We start from the raw sequence: 17177 nt of genomic DNA on the forward strand, positions 1-17177 counted from the left end.
GAACGATTATGGTTATGACTTATATATTTCAGGTCCTTGCCACATCGTCTATCGACCTTATAATCCAGCCAAATGTGGCGCTCATGTGTGGATTAATACTTTTGATCCAGTGCAATTTGTAGACACTCAATTTAGTCTTGATCCAGCCACTGCAAGGCAAGCCTACAAACACATTAAGTGATAGTCTGGTTTCATTCGTCAGGTGAGTAAGGTCACCAAAAAATATTTATTCGCTCGCTCGTAGCTTAACTGACAATAACCTCAGCATACTTTGTGCTGTTCGTTTGTAGGAAATCGCCTTTTCAGTTATCAGTTATCAGCTTTTTTTCAGTTATTATTTATCAGTTTTTCAGTCTTCAGTTGTTAACCCTTCAATTCGGCTAAATTCTCTTAAATTATGAGTCACTAATATTAAATTATTTGCCAAGGCAATAGAGGCAATTAAAATATCATTTGAACTAATCGGGGTTCCAGCTTTAGCTAAATTAGCCCTAATTTTTCCATAAGTTTCAGCACAAAAATCATTAAAGGGCAAAGATACAAACTGCGATATAAACGATTTTTGCAGATTCAAACTTCTTTGAGGATTATTACTTCTCATAGCTCCATAAAATAGTTCTGCTTTGACGACAGAAAAACCGCAATTTTTTCAGCTTCTAAATGATCGATATGGCTCTTAATAGTTTGATATTTTCCCTTCATATACATAATAAAAACATTTGTATCTAGCAAATAAATTAAAGAGTTATTACTCATTAAAAGCTCCAACTCAATCATCATCAATCTTGTCACAAATTCCTTGGTTATCTTCTACCAAATCAAGATCGGCACAAGTACCATATAAATTAAGTCTTCTCTGAGAATGAAGCATATTATTTTGTTTGAAAAATTCCATAAGTTCGGCATCAGAGAAAAAATTGAGCAGTTCTTTTAGCTTATCAAAATCAATTAATCTTTCTCGAAAAGCATCTAGTACAAGATAGCAATTATCTTTTGTTGTAAATTCTCCCATTTACCTCCAACTTTTTCCGTTAAATTATCTGGTAAATTAATTTTAATTTGCATGATTTATCAACTCCTAACTCTACATTTAATATTTTTTTTAGATTCAAAATTACAATCTATTTATCATATCGCTGAAAAAGCTGATAACTGAAAAAAATTGATAACTAATAACTGTTTACTCAAAAGGCTGATAACTGATAACTGATAACTGAATAGCCATACTCTTAAATAATTTTATGGAATTAATTGCTGCTGTTTTTATAATAGGATTGCTGTATCTATTAAAAAGAAGAAAGAATGAAAATTGCTACTAAAATCAACGAATTACAAACTCAAAAACTGGCTTTTATCCAAGCAAAAACTCAACAAAATATTGATGAAATTATCAGAGATGCTTTAGAAAATTATTATGAAAAAGTATTCAAATACTATAGAAACCACCTGGAAAAATTTAGCCAACTTGGTTTTATTTTTTGTATTGAGGCAGAGCTAGATTTAGCTGAAAATTGTGAGGCAATTTTCATCAAAGAAATGGGAGAATAAATGATTATTGTTGATACTGGATTTTGGGTTGCTTTAGCTAACAAAAATGATAACTACCATGAAACCGTTAAAAAGACTTTTGCTAAATACAATGAACCTCTAATTACAACTTGGTGCGTCGTGACAGAAACTTGTTATTTTTTACAATCTCGTCGTCGAGTTGAAGCAGCAATTACTTTTATTAATGTTATGTCAGAGGGATTATTTGAAGTATTTGAAATTAAAAATAACGATGTTCTGAGAATTAGACAATTAATGACTAAATATAGAGATTTACCGATGGATTTAGCAGATGCTTCACTTGTTGTTTTAGCCTAAAAATGCCAGAAAAAACGAATTTTGTCTCTAGATATAAAAGATTTTGGTATTTATCAATGAGGTAAGAATAATTATTTTGATAGTCTCTATTATTTTTGAAGATTGATGTTAGGAAATAGCTTGCTTTGTAGATAGCGATCGCCCTCGGAATAGAACTCCTAACCGCATCTTTTGAGGAAGTTGAGGTTTGAAACCTCTCGGTTCAGCTTTGGGCCGTCTCAGTTGACTCCTATCCTAACGACTCATACTTTTTCAGCAAGCTTTAGGTAGACAAAACCAATAATGAGTGTTTATACTGATTTTTAGATAACTTCTTTAATGTTATCTTTTTTTTAACACCTAACTATTGGTCAATAGTTAAGGAGAAAACTATGGGTACTAGAGAAGCGTCTTTTTTATTAGGTATCTCTCGTCAACGTCTATTAGTTTTACTCGCTCAAGGAAGAGTCAAAGGAGTGGAAAAACAAGGCAGATTCTGGAAAATTCCAGTTAAAGAGCATTGACTTAATCAAAGAATAACGATATTATAAGTTATAAAGCGTACTATTAAACAGACTCTGTTTGCTGCGCATACAAAACACACATAACATGAAATCCATGATTAACCAAGCTCAAACTCGTGGAACAAGCAAAAAACTCTGATGGCTCAACACGCAGGCTACTCACGTTGGTGTTATAATTGGGGTTTAAGCTTGTGGAATGCTGCTTACAAGGCTGGTTACAAGCCTAATACCCTTAAGCTGAGAGAAGTTTTTACGAATCACGCAAAGCCTTTATATCCTTGGATGAAAAATTTGTCGTAAGCGAGTTTACCAATACGCTTTCATCAATTTAGGTGAAGCATTTAAGAGGTTTTTTCAAGGGTTGGGTAAACACCCAAGGTTTAAAAAGAAAGGTAAGTCTGATTCCTTCACAATTGATAATTGTGGAAAACCAATAGAATTAAATGGATGGAATCACAAATTACCTTTCATTGGTATGATCAAAACTTATGAACCCATTGAGGTAACAACCAAGAAAATCACCATTAGTAGACAAGCAGGTGACTGGTATATCAGTTGTAGCTATGAATTTCAGGCCACAACTACACCAAAAAAAACTGATGTAGTTGGTGTAGATTTAGGAGTGAAAACTTTAGCTACATTAAGTAACGGAAAAGTATTTGAAAGTGTGAAATCGTATCAGAAATTTGAAGCCAAGTTGTCTAGGCTGCAATACCTAAATCGTCATAAAGAGGTAGGTTCTGCTAACTGGAAAAAAGCGCAACTGAAGATAGCCAGGCTGCATAGAAAAGTAGCAAACATCCGTCATGACGCACTTCATAAATTGACAACATACTTAGCCAAAAACCACGGCACTGTTGTTATTGAAGTATGACAATGTTCGGGGAATGTTACGTAATCATAAGCTAGCAAAATCAGATAGCAGATAGTGATTTTACGAATTTAGGCGACAGCTTGAGTATAAGTGCAAATGGTACGGTTGTGAGCTAGTGGTAGTTGATAGATTTTTTCCATCATCAAAAACTTGCTCTAACTGCGGTCACGTCCAAGATATGCCATTAAACCTAAGAACTTATGATTGCCCAGAATGTGGATTGTCAATAGATAGAGATTTAAACGCCAGTATTAATTTGAAAGATGCGGTCGGCTTGACCGTGAATGCTTGTGGATGAGTAACCGCCGACGGCCTCAGTTGTTTGCGCAGCATTCCGTAGGAAAGCAGGAAGTAAACAGTAAAATATCACGTTATGTGACGTTTTATATCGGTTTTATGAAGCAGTGGAATGCCTAGAATAATTCCGGCTCGGCGCGGTCCAAAAGGTATCTGGATCATCGGGAAACCAGTGTACCTCAATTGATGTTAGGAAATAGCCTGGTTCATAGCGATCGCCCTCGGACTAGAATATTCTGTATTCCCTAGTCTGTTAGAGCAATAGCTGGCATTTCATAATTCCAAAGAAACCCGATTTCTCCTAGAAACCTGGTTTCTGGGTTTGCCTGTGTAAGTATTTGGGATAGGCGGTGCGTGACATTTCATTAACACACCCTACTAAACTGACTCTGAAAAAAAAATTTTTCCCCTTCGCGGGAGGAAAAAGAGAAGAGGGAAAAGGGGAAAAGAGGAAAAGAATAAAGGGGAAGAATCCTAGGAACCAGAGATAGACAAGACAATCCGAAAACCCCTATTAGTGCCAACTACCTTGGCATCGTCGCCGCCACGCCAGGCACACTGGCAATGCCTAGAAGTCCAGTACCAGCCACCCCCACGGAGAATTCTTACTTTACTATCACCTCCAATTTCCCAAGCACTACCATCAGTAGGCGCACCTTCATAATTATCATGCCAAACATCCTGACACCATTCCCAGACATTACCGTGCATATCGTACAAGCCAAAACTATTGGGAGGAAAAACTCCTACATCTGTTGTTCGTCTGCGGTATTTTCCTTTCGGTGCATTTCGATAAGGATGATTGCCATTATAGTTAACTAACTCAGACGTTATAGTTTCCCCAAAATAAAATGGTGTGGTTGTTCCAGCTCGGCAAGCATATTCCCACTGACTCTCACTGGGTAAACTATATTTTTTACCCGTTCTTTCTGAGAGTTTCTGACAAAATTCAGTCGCTTCATACCAATCTACTTTTTCTACAGGGCGGTTTGCACCTTTAAATCCAGAAGGATTATTTCCCATAACTGCTTTCCACAGTGCTTGAGTGACTAGATACTTTCCCATAAAAAACTCTGGCACATCTACATAATGTTGCGGACCTTCACTATCTTTTCTCTCTACTTTTGTTTCTGGAGAACCCATGAGAAATCTACCTCCAGGAATTTTTACCATTTCTAGGAAAACTCGATTACCTAGGTTTTCTGTCGTTACTTCTGCTTTAGCTTCAGAGCGACTGATTATTTCTCCTCTGCTATTAACTTTGACAGTTGTAAATGTCTGAATGGAAAATTCTGGTTCGGGAGAAGGGGTAGGTTCTGGTGTTGGTTCAGGAGAAGAAATAATTTCTGGAGAAATTTCTTCTGTTGTTTCAGAAGTAGAAATATTTTCTGGAGGTGTTCTACTCCACCAATCTTTAGTTAACATTGCCGTGACAAACCCACCCCCTGCCAAACCTCCCAATATCAATATTCGTCTTCTGGTTTTATCAAACTGGGGTGGAGTTTTAGATACAGACGAAACTGCTGGTACTGGTATTGGTTGTGGAGCAACTAGCGCTTTTGTTTTTGGAATAGGAATAGATGGAATAGTTGGCGCTGGAGTCGGAACAGGAGTCGGAACAGGTGTTGGTTGTGGAGCAACTAAAATATTTAACGCCTCCAATACCTCCATCGCATTTTTATAACGCTCTCGAAAATACTCCTGCACCATCTTATCCAAAATATCTGCCAGATAATTACTTACCCTTGCCTCGTTCCGCCAGATAATATTTTCTGTATCTTGGTCTGTCGGTAAATCTTTAGGTTCCTTCCCAGTCAGTGCTTTTATTCCTACCATTCCCACAGCATAGATATCGCTACTCAACTTAGGTTTGCCATTACTTTGTTCGCTTGGCATATATCCAGGAGTTCCCACCGTTACAGTTAAAGTTGTTGCCCCTGGTTGGTTAGCAGTAGTTAATACACTTATTTCTTTCACCGCCCCAAAATCTATCAATACTATTTTGTTATCCGACTTACGGCGCATCAAATTTTGTGGTTTAATGTCTCGGTGAATAATATTTTTTTGATGAGCTACCGCTAATGCTTCTAAAATTCCTGTCAGTAAAGTAATAGTGTAAGACTCGCTTAATTTTTTCCCCTCGGTCAGTTCCTTACTTATATCGTGCCCTTCTATAAATTCTTGTACTAAGTAAAATTCCGCTCCTTCCTGGAAATGAGCAAATAACTTTGGTATTTGGTCTGAATCTCTGCCTAACTCGTATAACGTCTCCGCCTCCCTCTCAAATAACTTAAGAGCAACAGGAAAAACAGTTGGGTCTGAGGTTTTAGGTTTGAGATGTTTAACAACACATTTGGGATTTCTTGGTAAATCTAAATCTTCAGCCAAATAGGTATCTCCGAACCCTCCACTGCCAAGGGTAGCAATAATTTTGTAATGGTTTCTCAGGATTCTTCCAGGCTGCATTGTTTTAGTTAACGGTTATCAGTTATATCATGTCCGCTGGTATCGTTTGTGTAAACTAAAGGCTGAATACCTACAGAAAATTTAAGTTTTTTCGGGGTTAATACCCTTAATTCCAAGATAAATCAAGCTTTCATCCCAAATTTCTGAATTCTAAATTCTCGCATTCTAAATTCTGAATTCTTACCCTTTTACAATACCGATGCTACCGGACATGATATTATCAGCTTTTTCAGATGTAGGTTGGGTTGAGGAACGTTTCGCTACGCGACATGAAAAGCGGAGCTTATCCGTTAGGATAAACCCAACATTAGTAAGGTTTTGTTGGGTTTCACTATCGTTCAACCCAACCTACTAAACTTAATCTTAATAGGCAAGAATGGTTTTTTTAGCCTAACTTAACTTGAGTATATATGAGCGCACCTTTTCCATTATAAGTATAATACCATGTCAAATTTTCTTGTCAACCACCTCTTCTAGTAGACCGACACAGCTTAAATGGTGCATTAGAAAATGAGATGATGGGGTGATGCAGTATCAGTGATACGAAAAAAGATTTCTGCACAGTTTTAGCTGTGCATCCATCCGTGTATCCGTGGCCAAATCCGTGTCTAGCCAAGACTTCGTTATTGTTAACCAACAACTAATAACTGATTAATCATCCATCCGTGTATCCGTGGCCAAATCCGTGTCTAGCCAAGACTTCGTTATTGTTAACCAACAACTAATAACTGATTAATCATCCATCCGTACATCCGTGGCCAAATCCTTGTCTAGCCAAGACTTCGTTATTGTTAACCAAAAACTGATAACTGATTAATCATCTATCCGTGTATCCGTGGCCAAATCCGTGTCTAGCCAAGACTTCTCTAAAGCACTATTTTAGCCAAAACAGTCCACTACTTAATCAAAATCGATAAGGATTACTAGAAGAAGAAAACTCTTCATCATCAAAAGCAGTGCTACCCCCACTAACTGCAACTAAGTCAATTTGCTGGCGATAATAATCAACACTCTTAACCTGTACTTCTACCGTATCCCCTAGTCGATACTGGTTACGATTTTTGCGTCCGACAAGTGTTTGTTGTCGGGAACGATATTCATACCAGTCATCTTTCAGAGAAGATACATGAACTAAACCCTCGACTCTGAAAGTTTCTGTAGACTCAGAAGAAATTTCAATTTCTACAAAGAAACCATAAGACTGTACCCCAGTAATCAAACCTTGGAAAGTTTGACCAGTCAGTTCTTTCATTAATCCAGTTTTAATTAATCCTTCTAAGTCTTCTTGGCCGTCCTGTGCTACATTTTCTCGTTCCGTCAAATGCACCACTACTGATGTTAGTTGTGCTTCTAAATCTTGTTGTATTTCAGGAGCTAAAACATTCCAGGAGATTTTGCCATGACATGAAGAGTGACCCAGTTCGACTCCTTCCTTAGAACGACTAGAACGGCGATCGCGACCTTCATTAAATACAGTATGTAATACTCGTGAAATCAATAAATCGGAATATCTAGAAATTGGTGACGTACAATGAATATAACCATGTTGTAAAGCTAATCCAAAATGAGGTTGAGCAATGGTACTGTAAATTGCAGGTTTCAAAGTATCTTCGAGCAAGTATGTTAGGACTCTTTCTGATTTTGATGTAGTAAATTCCTCCACAAATGCTTGATAGTCAGCAGGTTGTACATCTTCCTCATCTTCTAGATATAAGTCAGCTCCAAGATTACTAGCTAATTTAATAAATTCTTGGATATCTCCAGGTTCTGGCGAATTTTGGACTCGATAAATTGCAGGTACTCCTAGAGCTAGCAAGTGACTCGCTATTGCTTGGTTTGCCAGGACGATCAATTCTGCTACCATGGAACGAGCTGGAAACATCTCAGGAACTATCATTGCTCCCAAGGGACTCTCATCGTTGTAGTAGCTTTTTTCATCTGGTAAATTTAGGTCAAAAGCACCTCTTCGTAATCTGGCAGTTCGGACTGCTTGACTAACATCCTGGAGTTTATTAATGACATTCTCTAGTTGCTCTAAGTTTAGATTAACTAATTCCTCTGTGTTGCCATTAATAATTTTTCTGGTTTGCTCATAACTGAGATGAGCATCTACCTGAATCACACTAGGTTCAATCTCAAATTCAACTATCTGACCGTTTTTATTGACGGTAATGAGGATAGATATAGCTAGTCGATCTTTTTCTGGTAGTAAAGAAAAGTAATCAGTTGATAACCCATATGGCAATATAGGAACTATGTCATCTCGCAGATATATACTGATACTTCGCTTACGAGCTTCTTTATCTAGTGGGGAGTCTGCTTTAATAAAATAAGCTACATCAGCAATGTGAACTCCTACTCGCCAATAACCAGAAGTTGTGGTTTCTATACTCAGAGCATGATTAATGTCTTTCTTATTTAGTTCTCCAAAAGAAACTGTAAGTAGTTCGCGCAAATCCAGTCTATTTTTTTGATCTTCTTTGGTAGAGTGGTTTACTAGAGACTCTGCTTCTTTGAGAACTGCATCTGGAAAAGACCGGGGTAAATCATGTTTGCAACATACTATGTCTAGGTCATCTGCTGCTTCTGCATCTGAACCAAGAATTTGAACTACTCTTCCTATTGGACGTTTCTCTCCTAGGGGATAGCGCAATACTTCAACATGGACCAAGTGGTCTATCGCATCTACTAAGTCTGGACCTTCTGGTACTAAGTCTAATTCAAATAGTAGGCGATCGTCTAGGGGAACTGCTCGATAGTAGGGATCTCCATTGTGCCCATTTATTTGCTTGATTCTTGCTAATAAAGAAGGGTTAGCACGTTCTAATATTAGCTTGACTTCTCCTTCCGGACTCCGGCGACGACTTCCTTCTTTGATAATTTTCACAAAGACGCGATCGCCATTCCAAGCATTGCTTAGATGACTCTCGCGAATGTAAATATCTTCTGTTCCCTCTGAGTCTTGTATCGCAAAGCAAAATCCTTTGCTGGAACACCGCAATTTTGCTTCTACGAGTGCCTCTTCCAAAAGTCGTCGATAGCGACCTTTGTCTTTTGCGAGAACTCCTATTCTTTCGAGAGCATCCAAGGCAATTTGTAATTTCCTGATACTTCGATCGTCTTGACAATCTAGTTTTTTCTCTACTGCTTTGGGAGCGACTAATTTGTCATCACTGAAATTTGCTAGGAGTGTAGCGATGGAAAATTTCATGCAGCGTTTTATCCTTTTTCTTATCGGTTATACTGTATCTATAAATTAGTCTGCCTTTAAAGAAGCGGTCAGCACTCAGCACTTAGCAATCAGTCGGATTATTTTTTTTACATTTAGAAGAAGACTTCAATCCCTCCTAAAAATCCTGGGTAATAGTTGCAGGGGATTTTAACCAGAGCTGCAAAAAGCTGATAGCTGGATGCTAAAAGCTGATAGCTAGTTAAGTGTTTCACTCAGGTTTCCTCAAGAGGACTAATTGAGAGCCTGGAATCCAGGTCTTTTTTGCATCGTGGAGGAAAGGCGATCGGGTTTTCAATGCCGAGGGTTATTAAATAACGCAAAGTTTATTTGAACGACGAATCAGTTGGACTTTTTTGGGAGAAAATTGTCCGAGTCTTTTCCAGTTGTGGTCATAAACGCTAATGTTTTTGGCTTTAGCATCAGTGAAGCCACCGACCCATCCAATGTAAGTAAACCCTGCTTTTTTTGCTAAAACTTTATCGCCGTATCTAACATTAAAAGGAGTAATTGTCCCTCCTTTACGTTTGCGAATACCGCCTTTCTCAGCATTATCAAAGTGCAAAGCGCGGCGAAAATAGGCAGGTCTGGTTATCACTCGGAAAATGCAAGGAGTAATGTTAATCAAACCTTTCCATCCCCAAATATCGCTTTTTTTACCAGGGGTTACGCCGTGACGGACAAACTCACTTGCCGCCAAAGCAATCCCATCTACTGCATGAGATTCTCGTACTTGAGCCTTTTTATCTTTGATTTTCTCCAGCTTTAAATATCGGCGGATTTGACTGGTCCCATTATTATTTTTCTGCCAACCATAAACAGTTTTTACTGGGGCAATAGACTTAAGTTGCTCTACACACCAATATTGTCCCACCATAACAGGAGAAAACCCTTGGCCCGAACGCGCCCTTTTTCTACCGCTAGTTAAATCGACATCAGCGTTAACCAATTCGTAAACAATTTTGCTCATAGGAAATACTTGAGAAATTTCAGTTATTATTCTGATTTCCATTTCCCTAGAAGCTCGAATAGATGGAGCTATTTTTCCTTTTTTAGTGCGATTATTAAATCGTTTTTGGCGATGAGCGCGTAGGCTAAAAGGTACTTTTATGTTAATCCTTCTACCACGCCGTACCCGACGTTGCAATGCTCGGTTTCTGACATTTTTAATTACTTTGCCTTGCTTGATAACAGCAGAGCCAAGCCGTTCTTTAACGCGCTCGTATGGCAAAACCAAATGGGCTGTAAAAAGGGTGAACTTAGCAGATTGAACCGCTATTCCTGTATAGTTTTGGCCAGGGTCGCAGCCAACTGCTATTTTCTGAGTTTTACGACCTGATGGTTCAGTTACCAGACGGACATAGTACAAGCCGATGTCATTCCAATGTTCTGTAGCTTTTCCGGACTTTACCCAACGGCGAGCCCGCGATGCTTTTGTCGGCATTGCAGGGGAACCGTCTGGATTCTGAACAGGTACTCTAATCATGGAGATAATCCTATGAGAACAAGTTGTGTGTCCCGTCTACCACCAAAAACGTTGTGTCTTGCATTGACGCAATGCCTTCACCCAAGAAGGCCAACAAATAGTCCGGGCTAGGGAAATACCCAGAGGTGTTATCGTTTTTGGCTTATTAGTCTAGCCAACTCTTAGTTAAGCCTTGGGTGGCTCAAGCTACGCGGCTTTAGCCCGCAGAAGTTGACCTTAGCAGCTCAGTTGCGTTTATGCTAGTTTTCTGTTCTAATAAACTTACCATTAATTACCCAAAATAGTATTTTTAGTTTTGGAGCTAGCTTTCTGCTTCACTGAAGATTTCTGACCCGAGTCTGTAACTTATCTTTTTGACAGGCTTAAAATGGGTAGGACTTCCACCTATTAAAATCTGAATTTGTACACTTTCTTAACCATCTACTGTTTACTTGTACAACACTCAAACTTTAACATATTATATGTCAAACCTTAATATTTATTTGTTTTCCTCCAGACCATCTCTTACAGGAGAGCGCAGGTCTCAAACCAACGTTAAGATGAAAACTTTGCTACTTTAATTCCACTCACTATTTTTGGGACATTCATTTAAGATTAATGGACTTTTTAACCACCTTTTTCTTACCTACCCACTTTGAAAAGTTTTGTACAGGGTTTCAAGTCTCAATCCAAGTTAAATTAAACTAGCCTAGTTTTTAGTATTGATAATATTAGCAGACAATCCTTTTGTTGACAAGATTTTTTGAGAGTGGCAAAAGTAATTTTTATTAATGTAGTAAATTGGATATTGAAATTTCTTAATTGTTTCACCAAGTAAAGAATTATGTTAGAACGTTTTCGAGCTTCTTATCCTACAGGTTGCTTAATCTCTGAATTAATTACTATTCATAATGGTAAATATATAGTTCGTGCCTTAGTCCTGGTGAATGGTGAAACTTTAGCTACTGGATTAGGGTCTGCTGATACTGTGGAGTTGGCAGAGGACAAAGCAAGAGAGCGATCGCTCTCTTGTCTTACACTTGATACATCTTTTTCTGCACCTCAAACTTCTGTTGAACTTTCTCCATCTCCATCTCCATCTGCTACTAACCATAAGTCACAATTTACCAAATCTGTCAATACTCCTTTACAAATAAAAACAGAGGAATTACCAACAGCAGGATTAAATCTAGATTTTAATGAAGTTTCTGATACTCCAACTGTTTTGTCTGCCTTGCTAGAATCAGAAATTCCTACCTCACTGGAAAAGGAGGAATTACTAACAGTAGAATCTAGTATTAATTATGATGATATTTCTGATTCTGCTCAAGATTCAAGTGGGTTTGATAATAGTTGGTTAGATACAGATTATAGTCAGGAACAAAAGGAAGAAAAGTTTGATGAAACTACAGAATCACTAACAGATTCTACAAATCAACTAGAAACTAAAATAACTACATCAGAACCAATAAATTCTGAAATAGATTTAGCTCCTAAAATAAATAGTAATAATGAAACTTATGCTTCGGATTTATCACAGGATGTATCTGATGATAATGTCAGTATAGATATTTTAATGGATAGTTTAGCATGGACAAAAGAGCAGGAGCGAGAGTTTATAGAGCAAAATTATAGTCAAAAAACACGCCAATTTTTAACAACTGAAGAGTTATCGCATTTCCATCAATATTTAGATATCTTACATAAAGTTACAAAAACAATTAAGGGTCAAGGTTGGAATGCAAAGCAACAAAAAGATTATCTTGATTACAACCACAATAAAGAATCTTTAGATCAATTAAGTATAGATGAATTACAAAGTTTTTTGCAGTATTTGGAAGTGTTTACCAAAACTACTGATGAAATTAAACGTTTGGGTTGGAATACCACAAAAGGAAAAACTTTTCTCAAAAAAAATTATGGAGAGGAGGGTCGTACACGGCTTTCTTTTGAGCAATTGCAAGATTTTTTACAAAAATTAGAGGCGTTAGATACGCATCAATAAATGAAGTCAGAAGTTAGAAGTTAGAAGTCAGAAGCAGGAGTAGATGACCATTTGCCCGTACATTTGCAGCACGGACTAAATTTGATTTGAGAAGCGCAAGAATATTCTAACTGCCCTGATGACTTACAGTTAATGAAGTAGGGGCAGAAAAATCAAGGGACAATTTTTCCAATTACCTCCTCAAATGCCCTACTCCTTCTCCCTATTCCCTATTCCCTATTCCCTATTCCCTAATTCACAGGAGATATAGGTTGATAATTGGATGGATTACGATTATAAACTTGGTCTATTATGCCGTATTCCATTGCTTCTGAGGCTGACATAAAAAAGTCTCTTTCTGTATCTTCGGTAATTCTTTCTATAGGTTGACCTGTATGTTCTGCTAAACATTCATTGAGATATTTTTTGAGGTATAAAATCTCTTTAGCTTGGATTTCAATATCTGTGGCCTGACCTTGGGCACCGCCTAGTGGTTGGTGAATCATAATGCGGGCGTGAGGTAGACTCATTCTTTTGCCTTTTGTTCCTCCACTCAGAAGAAATGCTCCCATACTGGCTGCTATTCCCATACAAATAGTACATACGTCAGGCCGAACGTGTCTCATGGTGTCATAAATACCCATTCCAGCACTAACGGAACCACCAGGGGAGTTTATATAGAGGTAAATATCTTTTTCTGGGTCTTCTGAGTCTAAAAATAATAATTGGCCTACAATTAGGTTGGCCAGGTCAGAGTCTATCCCTTCTCCTAGATAAATTATGCGATCGCGCAACAGCCGAGAGTAAATATCGAAGGCTCTTTCGCCACGGCCAGATTGTTCAATAACGGTTGGAATCATAGTCTTTTACTCAAAATTTAAAGGTCAACAATATTGACATCAATAATATGTATATATTAGGGATTAGAGTATAACTTTAGCAAACTTTTTTTGATTTGAATTTAGCTAGATATTATTAGGGTTTGCTATGTATAAGCCATTTCTGATATTACTCTAAAAGATTTCAATTGAATCAAAAACTTAACATCAATCCTAAATATATTAACCTATTTATTGACTGTGATAAATTCACTTTCGTCTGAATCTAGGGCGTGTCATCAATTAAATTTGACAGTGCTATGTAGCAAGAGTTTTGAGTTTTTAGCCTTAAAAGACTCCAGATACTAAAAACCTTGAGTGATAAAGCTTCTAACTTTTAATTGATGACAGACCCTAAGATGTTTTGAATTTCCATAAAATTTTCCTCTCTAGTTTCTATAAACAGGATACCAAAGATAGAATGGGGCAGATACAAATATAATTTACCATTAAGAAAATTGCCGAACCCTTTTTCAACTTAGACTTTTCTGAAAAATTTATTCCACTACTGATATTTGTAGCCTTTTGTGAGAAAAAAGGGATATTTTCTTTATTACTATTTTGGAGATTTTCATTGACTAGCTCTTTGATGGAAGGGATATAAAAAATATTCTATCTGTGCTGAGTTATTACTATAACGTCTGAATTTTTATTGAGGGTTTGGTTCGGGAAAAAAAGGAATTTTTTGATGACTATTTTGGAGATTTTCATTAACGACCTCTTTGATGGAAGGGATGAATAAAATATTCCATCTCGGCCGACTCATTACTATAACGTCTGAGTTTTTCTTAAGGGTTTGGTTCGGGAAAAAAAGGAATTTTTTGATGACTACTTTGGAGATTTTCATTAACGACCTCTTTGATGGAAAGGATGTAAAAAATATTCTATCTGTCCTGATTTATTACTACAAAGTCTGAGTTTTTCTTAAGGGTTTGGTTCGGGAGAAAAAGGAATTTTTATGATGATTATTTTGGAAATTTTCATTGGCTACCTCTTTGATGGAAAGGATGTAAAAAAATTCTATCTAGGCCGACTTATTGCTATAATCTCTGAGTATCTGTCGAGAATTTTTCTAGGGAAAAAAAGGAATTTTTATGATGACTATTTTGAAGATTTTCATTGGGTACTTCTTTGATGGAAAGGATGTAGAAAATATTCTATCTAGGCCGACTTATTGCTATAACCTCTGGAGTATCTGTCGAGAATTTTTCTAGGAAAAAAAAGTAATTTTGATGCTCCTCGCTTTGGAGATTTTGATTGGCTACCTCTTTGATGGAAGGGATGAATAAAATATTCCATCTCGGCCGACTCATTACTATAACGTCTGAGTTTTTCTTAAGGGTTTGGTTCGGGAGAAAAAGGAATTTTTTGATGACTACTTTGGAGATTTTCATTAACGACCTCTTTGATGGAAAGGATGTAAAAAATATTCTATCTAGGCCGACTTATTACTATGACGTCTGAGTTTTTCTTGAGAGTTAGGTTCGGGAAAAAAAGGAATTTTTTGATGACTACTTTGGAGATTTTCATTAACTACCTCTTTAATGGAAAGGATGTAAAAAATATTCTATCTGTGCTGAGGATTCTGATTATTATTTTTAATATCAATATTTATCAGAGTACCTTAACAAATTTTGTATACTAAATTGATTAATAACTGATTTTATTTTTATTACTGAGAGATGAAAATAGCTAATAGCTAAATCCTGACTTTCTGACCAAAAAATTAAGAGGCAGTTCCTCCGAAGAATACTAACTGGTAACTGGTAACTGATAACTGATAACTGAAATGACTGCCAAGATTGATTAAACTTTTAGAAACCAACTGCGACGATACATTAAATCAGAAATTCCCCACCAGAATAATACATTGACAATAGCAAAAATCAAAGAACCATTAAATGCACCTGCCCAAGATTGAAAAAATTGTTCATATATCCATGTCTTAATAGTAGGAGAATTTTCAACCCCACTAATTTTGTTATAAATCATTAGCCTTGCTAAAAATCCAGACCCAACAAATATAAATATGGCATTTAATCCCATTACTTCAAATGGATGTCCCCATTTCTGCCAACCTCGAACTTCGATCGCCTCATAACAACCAGCTAATAACAGTAAGGCCCATCCAGCAGTAAATATCACATAGGAACTTGTCCATAAAGCTTTATTGATCGGAAAAAATAGTCCCCACAGATACCCGACGACTAAACAGCTTAGACCGGAAATTACTAGATTTAAGCTGGTGCGACTTTTGATTGGTTGATATTTGAGCCATTCTCCTGTAAGGTAACCGATCAAAACGGTAACTATGGCAGGTAAGGTACTAAATAGTCCTTCTGGGTCGTATGGTTTGCCTGCCCACAAATGTTGTTGGGTAAGAATGAGGCGATCGATATAGGCACCAAGGTTTCCTTCTGGGGAAAGGTTGCCAATGCTATAACCAGGAACGGGTATTAATTGCATGGTTATTGAGTATCCAATTAGTAAGGTAATGGCAAGTCCATAAAGTTGTTTTCGGGACAGGTTGAGCATGGCGATCGCTGCGAGGAGGTAGGCTAAACTAATACGTTGCAATACTCCCATAATCCGAATAGTAGCTAAGTTGTAATTGGGAAAGCCATTTAGTAGTAAACCTAAGAGGAAAAGTATTAGAAATCTCCGGAAAATTCTCTGGTAAATTTGTGGAGTAGGTTGATTTTTATCGGTGTATTTTGACAGGGAAAAAGTCATAGCTACACCCATGATAAATAAGAAGAAAGGGAATATTAAATCTGTAGGTGTACAACCATGCCATTTTGCATGAAGTAAGGGTGGATAAACATAACTCCAACTGCCTGGGTTATTAACAAGAATCATGCTGGCAATGGTAATGCCACGAAATACGTCGAGAGATTTTAAGCGCATTTGGATAATGGATAATAGATAATTAATTCCAGAGCTTTAAAGTTTCTCCTTACCAATGGAGCATTGATAATTAGAGATAGTTTTTATTATCTACTATCCATCAATTATTCATTAATAAGATTTCCGTACTTGATTCAATACTCTCGGTTTTAAGCAGAGGCAGAGGTCATTTTAGTTATCAGTTATCAGTTACCAGTGAACCTCCGACTAAAGTCGGAGGTTTGAAATGAGGTTTGAAATACTGAATTAAATATTTTTTTCACTCCCTTAAAAGGGGGAGGCTTTGGAGCTAATTTATAAAGTAAATATTAAGGCACTGAATGAGTTGCTATATTTAGCTTTCAGGATTTTTGCCAAGTAAATTTATAATTGCTAAAAGCTAGGTAATATAAGACTTTTGGGTAAGTTTACAAATCAGCTGTTAGACCTCATTTTGTGGTAATGAATAATTCATAAGAGATATAGCAATCTTATTTTATTCCTGTCAAAAATCTTCCGACTCTACTGCTTAGGAATAATTTGGCAGGCAATGATCGATAGTTCAATAATTAATAATTAATAATTACCTCTCCTTAAAAAAGAGGATTGAGTAAAATGATTTTTTTCTTTTTTCTCCTTAAAAGAAGAGGCTTTAGACCTTAATTATTCGGTAAGAGTTTTGGAGTTGATTTGTGATTTTTGAATTGTGACAACATAAGAACCGATTGC

At 36.9% G+C, this 17177-nt stretch carries 11 protein-coding genes and 2 pseudogenes; 6 read left to right on the forward strand and 7 right to left on the reverse strand.

Going from position 1 to position 17177, the window contains the following annotated elements; genetic code table 11:
• Window positions 1–181: pseudogene (locus F6K40_RS30615) on the forward strand (hypothetical protein); the annotation flags it as partial.
• Between the two features lie 168 nt (window positions 182–349).
• Here F6K40_RS30615 and F6K40_RS30620 read toward each other — a convergent pair.
• The gene (locus F6K40_RS30620) at window positions 350–601 is read right to left on the reverse strand and encodes a type II toxin-antitoxin system VapC family toxin (RefSeq protein WP_293141410.1); all 252 of its coding nucleotides are present in this window, start codon (window positions 599–601) and stop codon (window positions 350–352) included.
• Between the two features lie 168 nt (window positions 602–769).
• Window positions 770–1012: a hypothetical protein gene (locus tag F6K40_RS30625; RefSeq protein ID WP_293141411.1), complete on the reverse strand. Its 243-nt coding sequence runs from the start codon at window positions 1010–1012 to the stop codon at window positions 770–772.
• Window positions 1013–1302: 290 nt separating this feature from the next.
• Here F6K40_RS30625 and F6K40_RS30630 point away from each other — a divergent pair, with 290 nt between their 5' ends.
• From F6K40_RS30630 to F6K40_RS30645, 4 genes and pseudogenes are all read left to right on the forward strand, one after another.
• Complete coding sequence (locus F6K40_RS30630; RefSeq protein WP_293141412.1) at window positions 1303–1548, forward strand: hypothetical protein; 246 nt, start codon at window positions 1303–1305, stop codon at window positions 1546–1548.
• Window positions 1549–1866, forward strand: a complete 318-nt coding sequence (locus tag F6K40_RS30635; protein ID WP_293141414.1) for a type II toxin-antitoxin system VapC family toxin — start codon at window positions 1549–1551, stop codon at window positions 1864–1866.
• A 371-nt stretch (window positions 1867–2237) separates the two neighbouring features.
• Window positions 2238–2369 carry a hypothetical protein gene (locus F6K40_RS30640; protein WP_293141416.1) on the forward strand — a complete coding sequence of 44 codons (132 nt, stop codon included), beginning with the start codon at window positions 2238–2240 and terminating at the stop codon, window positions 2367–2369.
• 138 nt (window positions 2370–2507) lie between these two features.
• Window positions 2508–3541, forward strand: a pseudogene (locus F6K40_RS30645) (RNA-guided endonuclease InsQ/TnpB family protein).
• A gap of 473 nt (window positions 3542–4014) precedes the next feature.
• Here the strand turns inward: F6K40_RS30645 and F6K40_RS30650 are convergent.
• The 3 genes from F6K40_RS30650 to F6K40_RS30660 all read right to left on the reverse strand — a co-directional run bounded on the left by F6K40_RS30650 (window position 4015) and on the right by F6K40_RS30660 (window position 10721).
• Window positions 4015–6006, reverse strand: a complete 1992-nt coding sequence (locus F6K40_RS30650) for a bifunctional serine/threonine-protein kinase/formylglycine-generating enzyme family protein (protein WP_293141418.1) — start codon at window positions 6004–6006, stop codon at window positions 4015–4017.
• 904 nt (window positions 6007–6910) lie between these two features.
• Complete coding sequence (locus tag F6K40_RS30655) at window positions 6911–9217, reverse strand: ribonuclease R family protein (RefSeq protein ID WP_293141420.1); 2307 nt, start codon at window positions 9215–9217, stop codon at window positions 6911–6913.
• Between the two features lie 328 nt (window positions 9218–9545).
• Window positions 9546–10721, reverse strand: a complete 1176-nt coding sequence (locus F6K40_RS30660; protein ID WP_293141422.1) for an RRXRR domain-containing protein — start codon at window positions 10719–10721, stop codon at window positions 9546–9548.
• Between the two features lie 823 nt (window positions 10722–11544).
• On the opposite strand from F6K40_RS30660, the gene F6K40_RS30665 reads away from it, so the two are divergent.
• Window positions 11545–12705, forward strand: coding sequence for a hypothetical protein (locus tag F6K40_RS30665; protein ID WP_293141424.1), 1161 nt, complete (start codon window positions 11545–11547; stop codon window positions 12703–12705).
• Between the two features lie 230 nt (window positions 12706–12935).
• Here the strand turns inward: F6K40_RS30665 and clpP are convergent, their stop codons facing one another.
• Together clpP and F6K40_RS30675 are read right to left on the reverse strand one after the other, a co-directional pair.
• A complete protein-coding gene (gene clpP / locus F6K40_RS30670) occupies window positions 12936–13544 on the reverse strand; it encodes an ATP-dependent Clp endopeptidase proteolytic subunit ClpP (protein ID WP_293141426.1) in 609 nt (202 codons plus the stop codon).
• 1824 nt (window positions 13545–15368) lie between these two features.
• Window positions 15369–16469 (reverse strand): acyltransferase family protein, encoded by a 1101-nt coding sequence (locus F6K40_RS30675; protein ID WP_293141428.1) that lies wholly within the window; start codon window positions 16467–16469, stop codon window positions 15369–15371.
• Between the last annotated feature and the right edge of the window lie 708 nt (window positions 16470–17177).

This window comes from Okeania sp. SIO3I5 (assembly GCF_010672085.1).
Classification (GTDB): Bacteria; Cyanobacteriota; Cyanobacteriia; order Cyanobacteriales; family Microcoleaceae; genus Trichodesmium.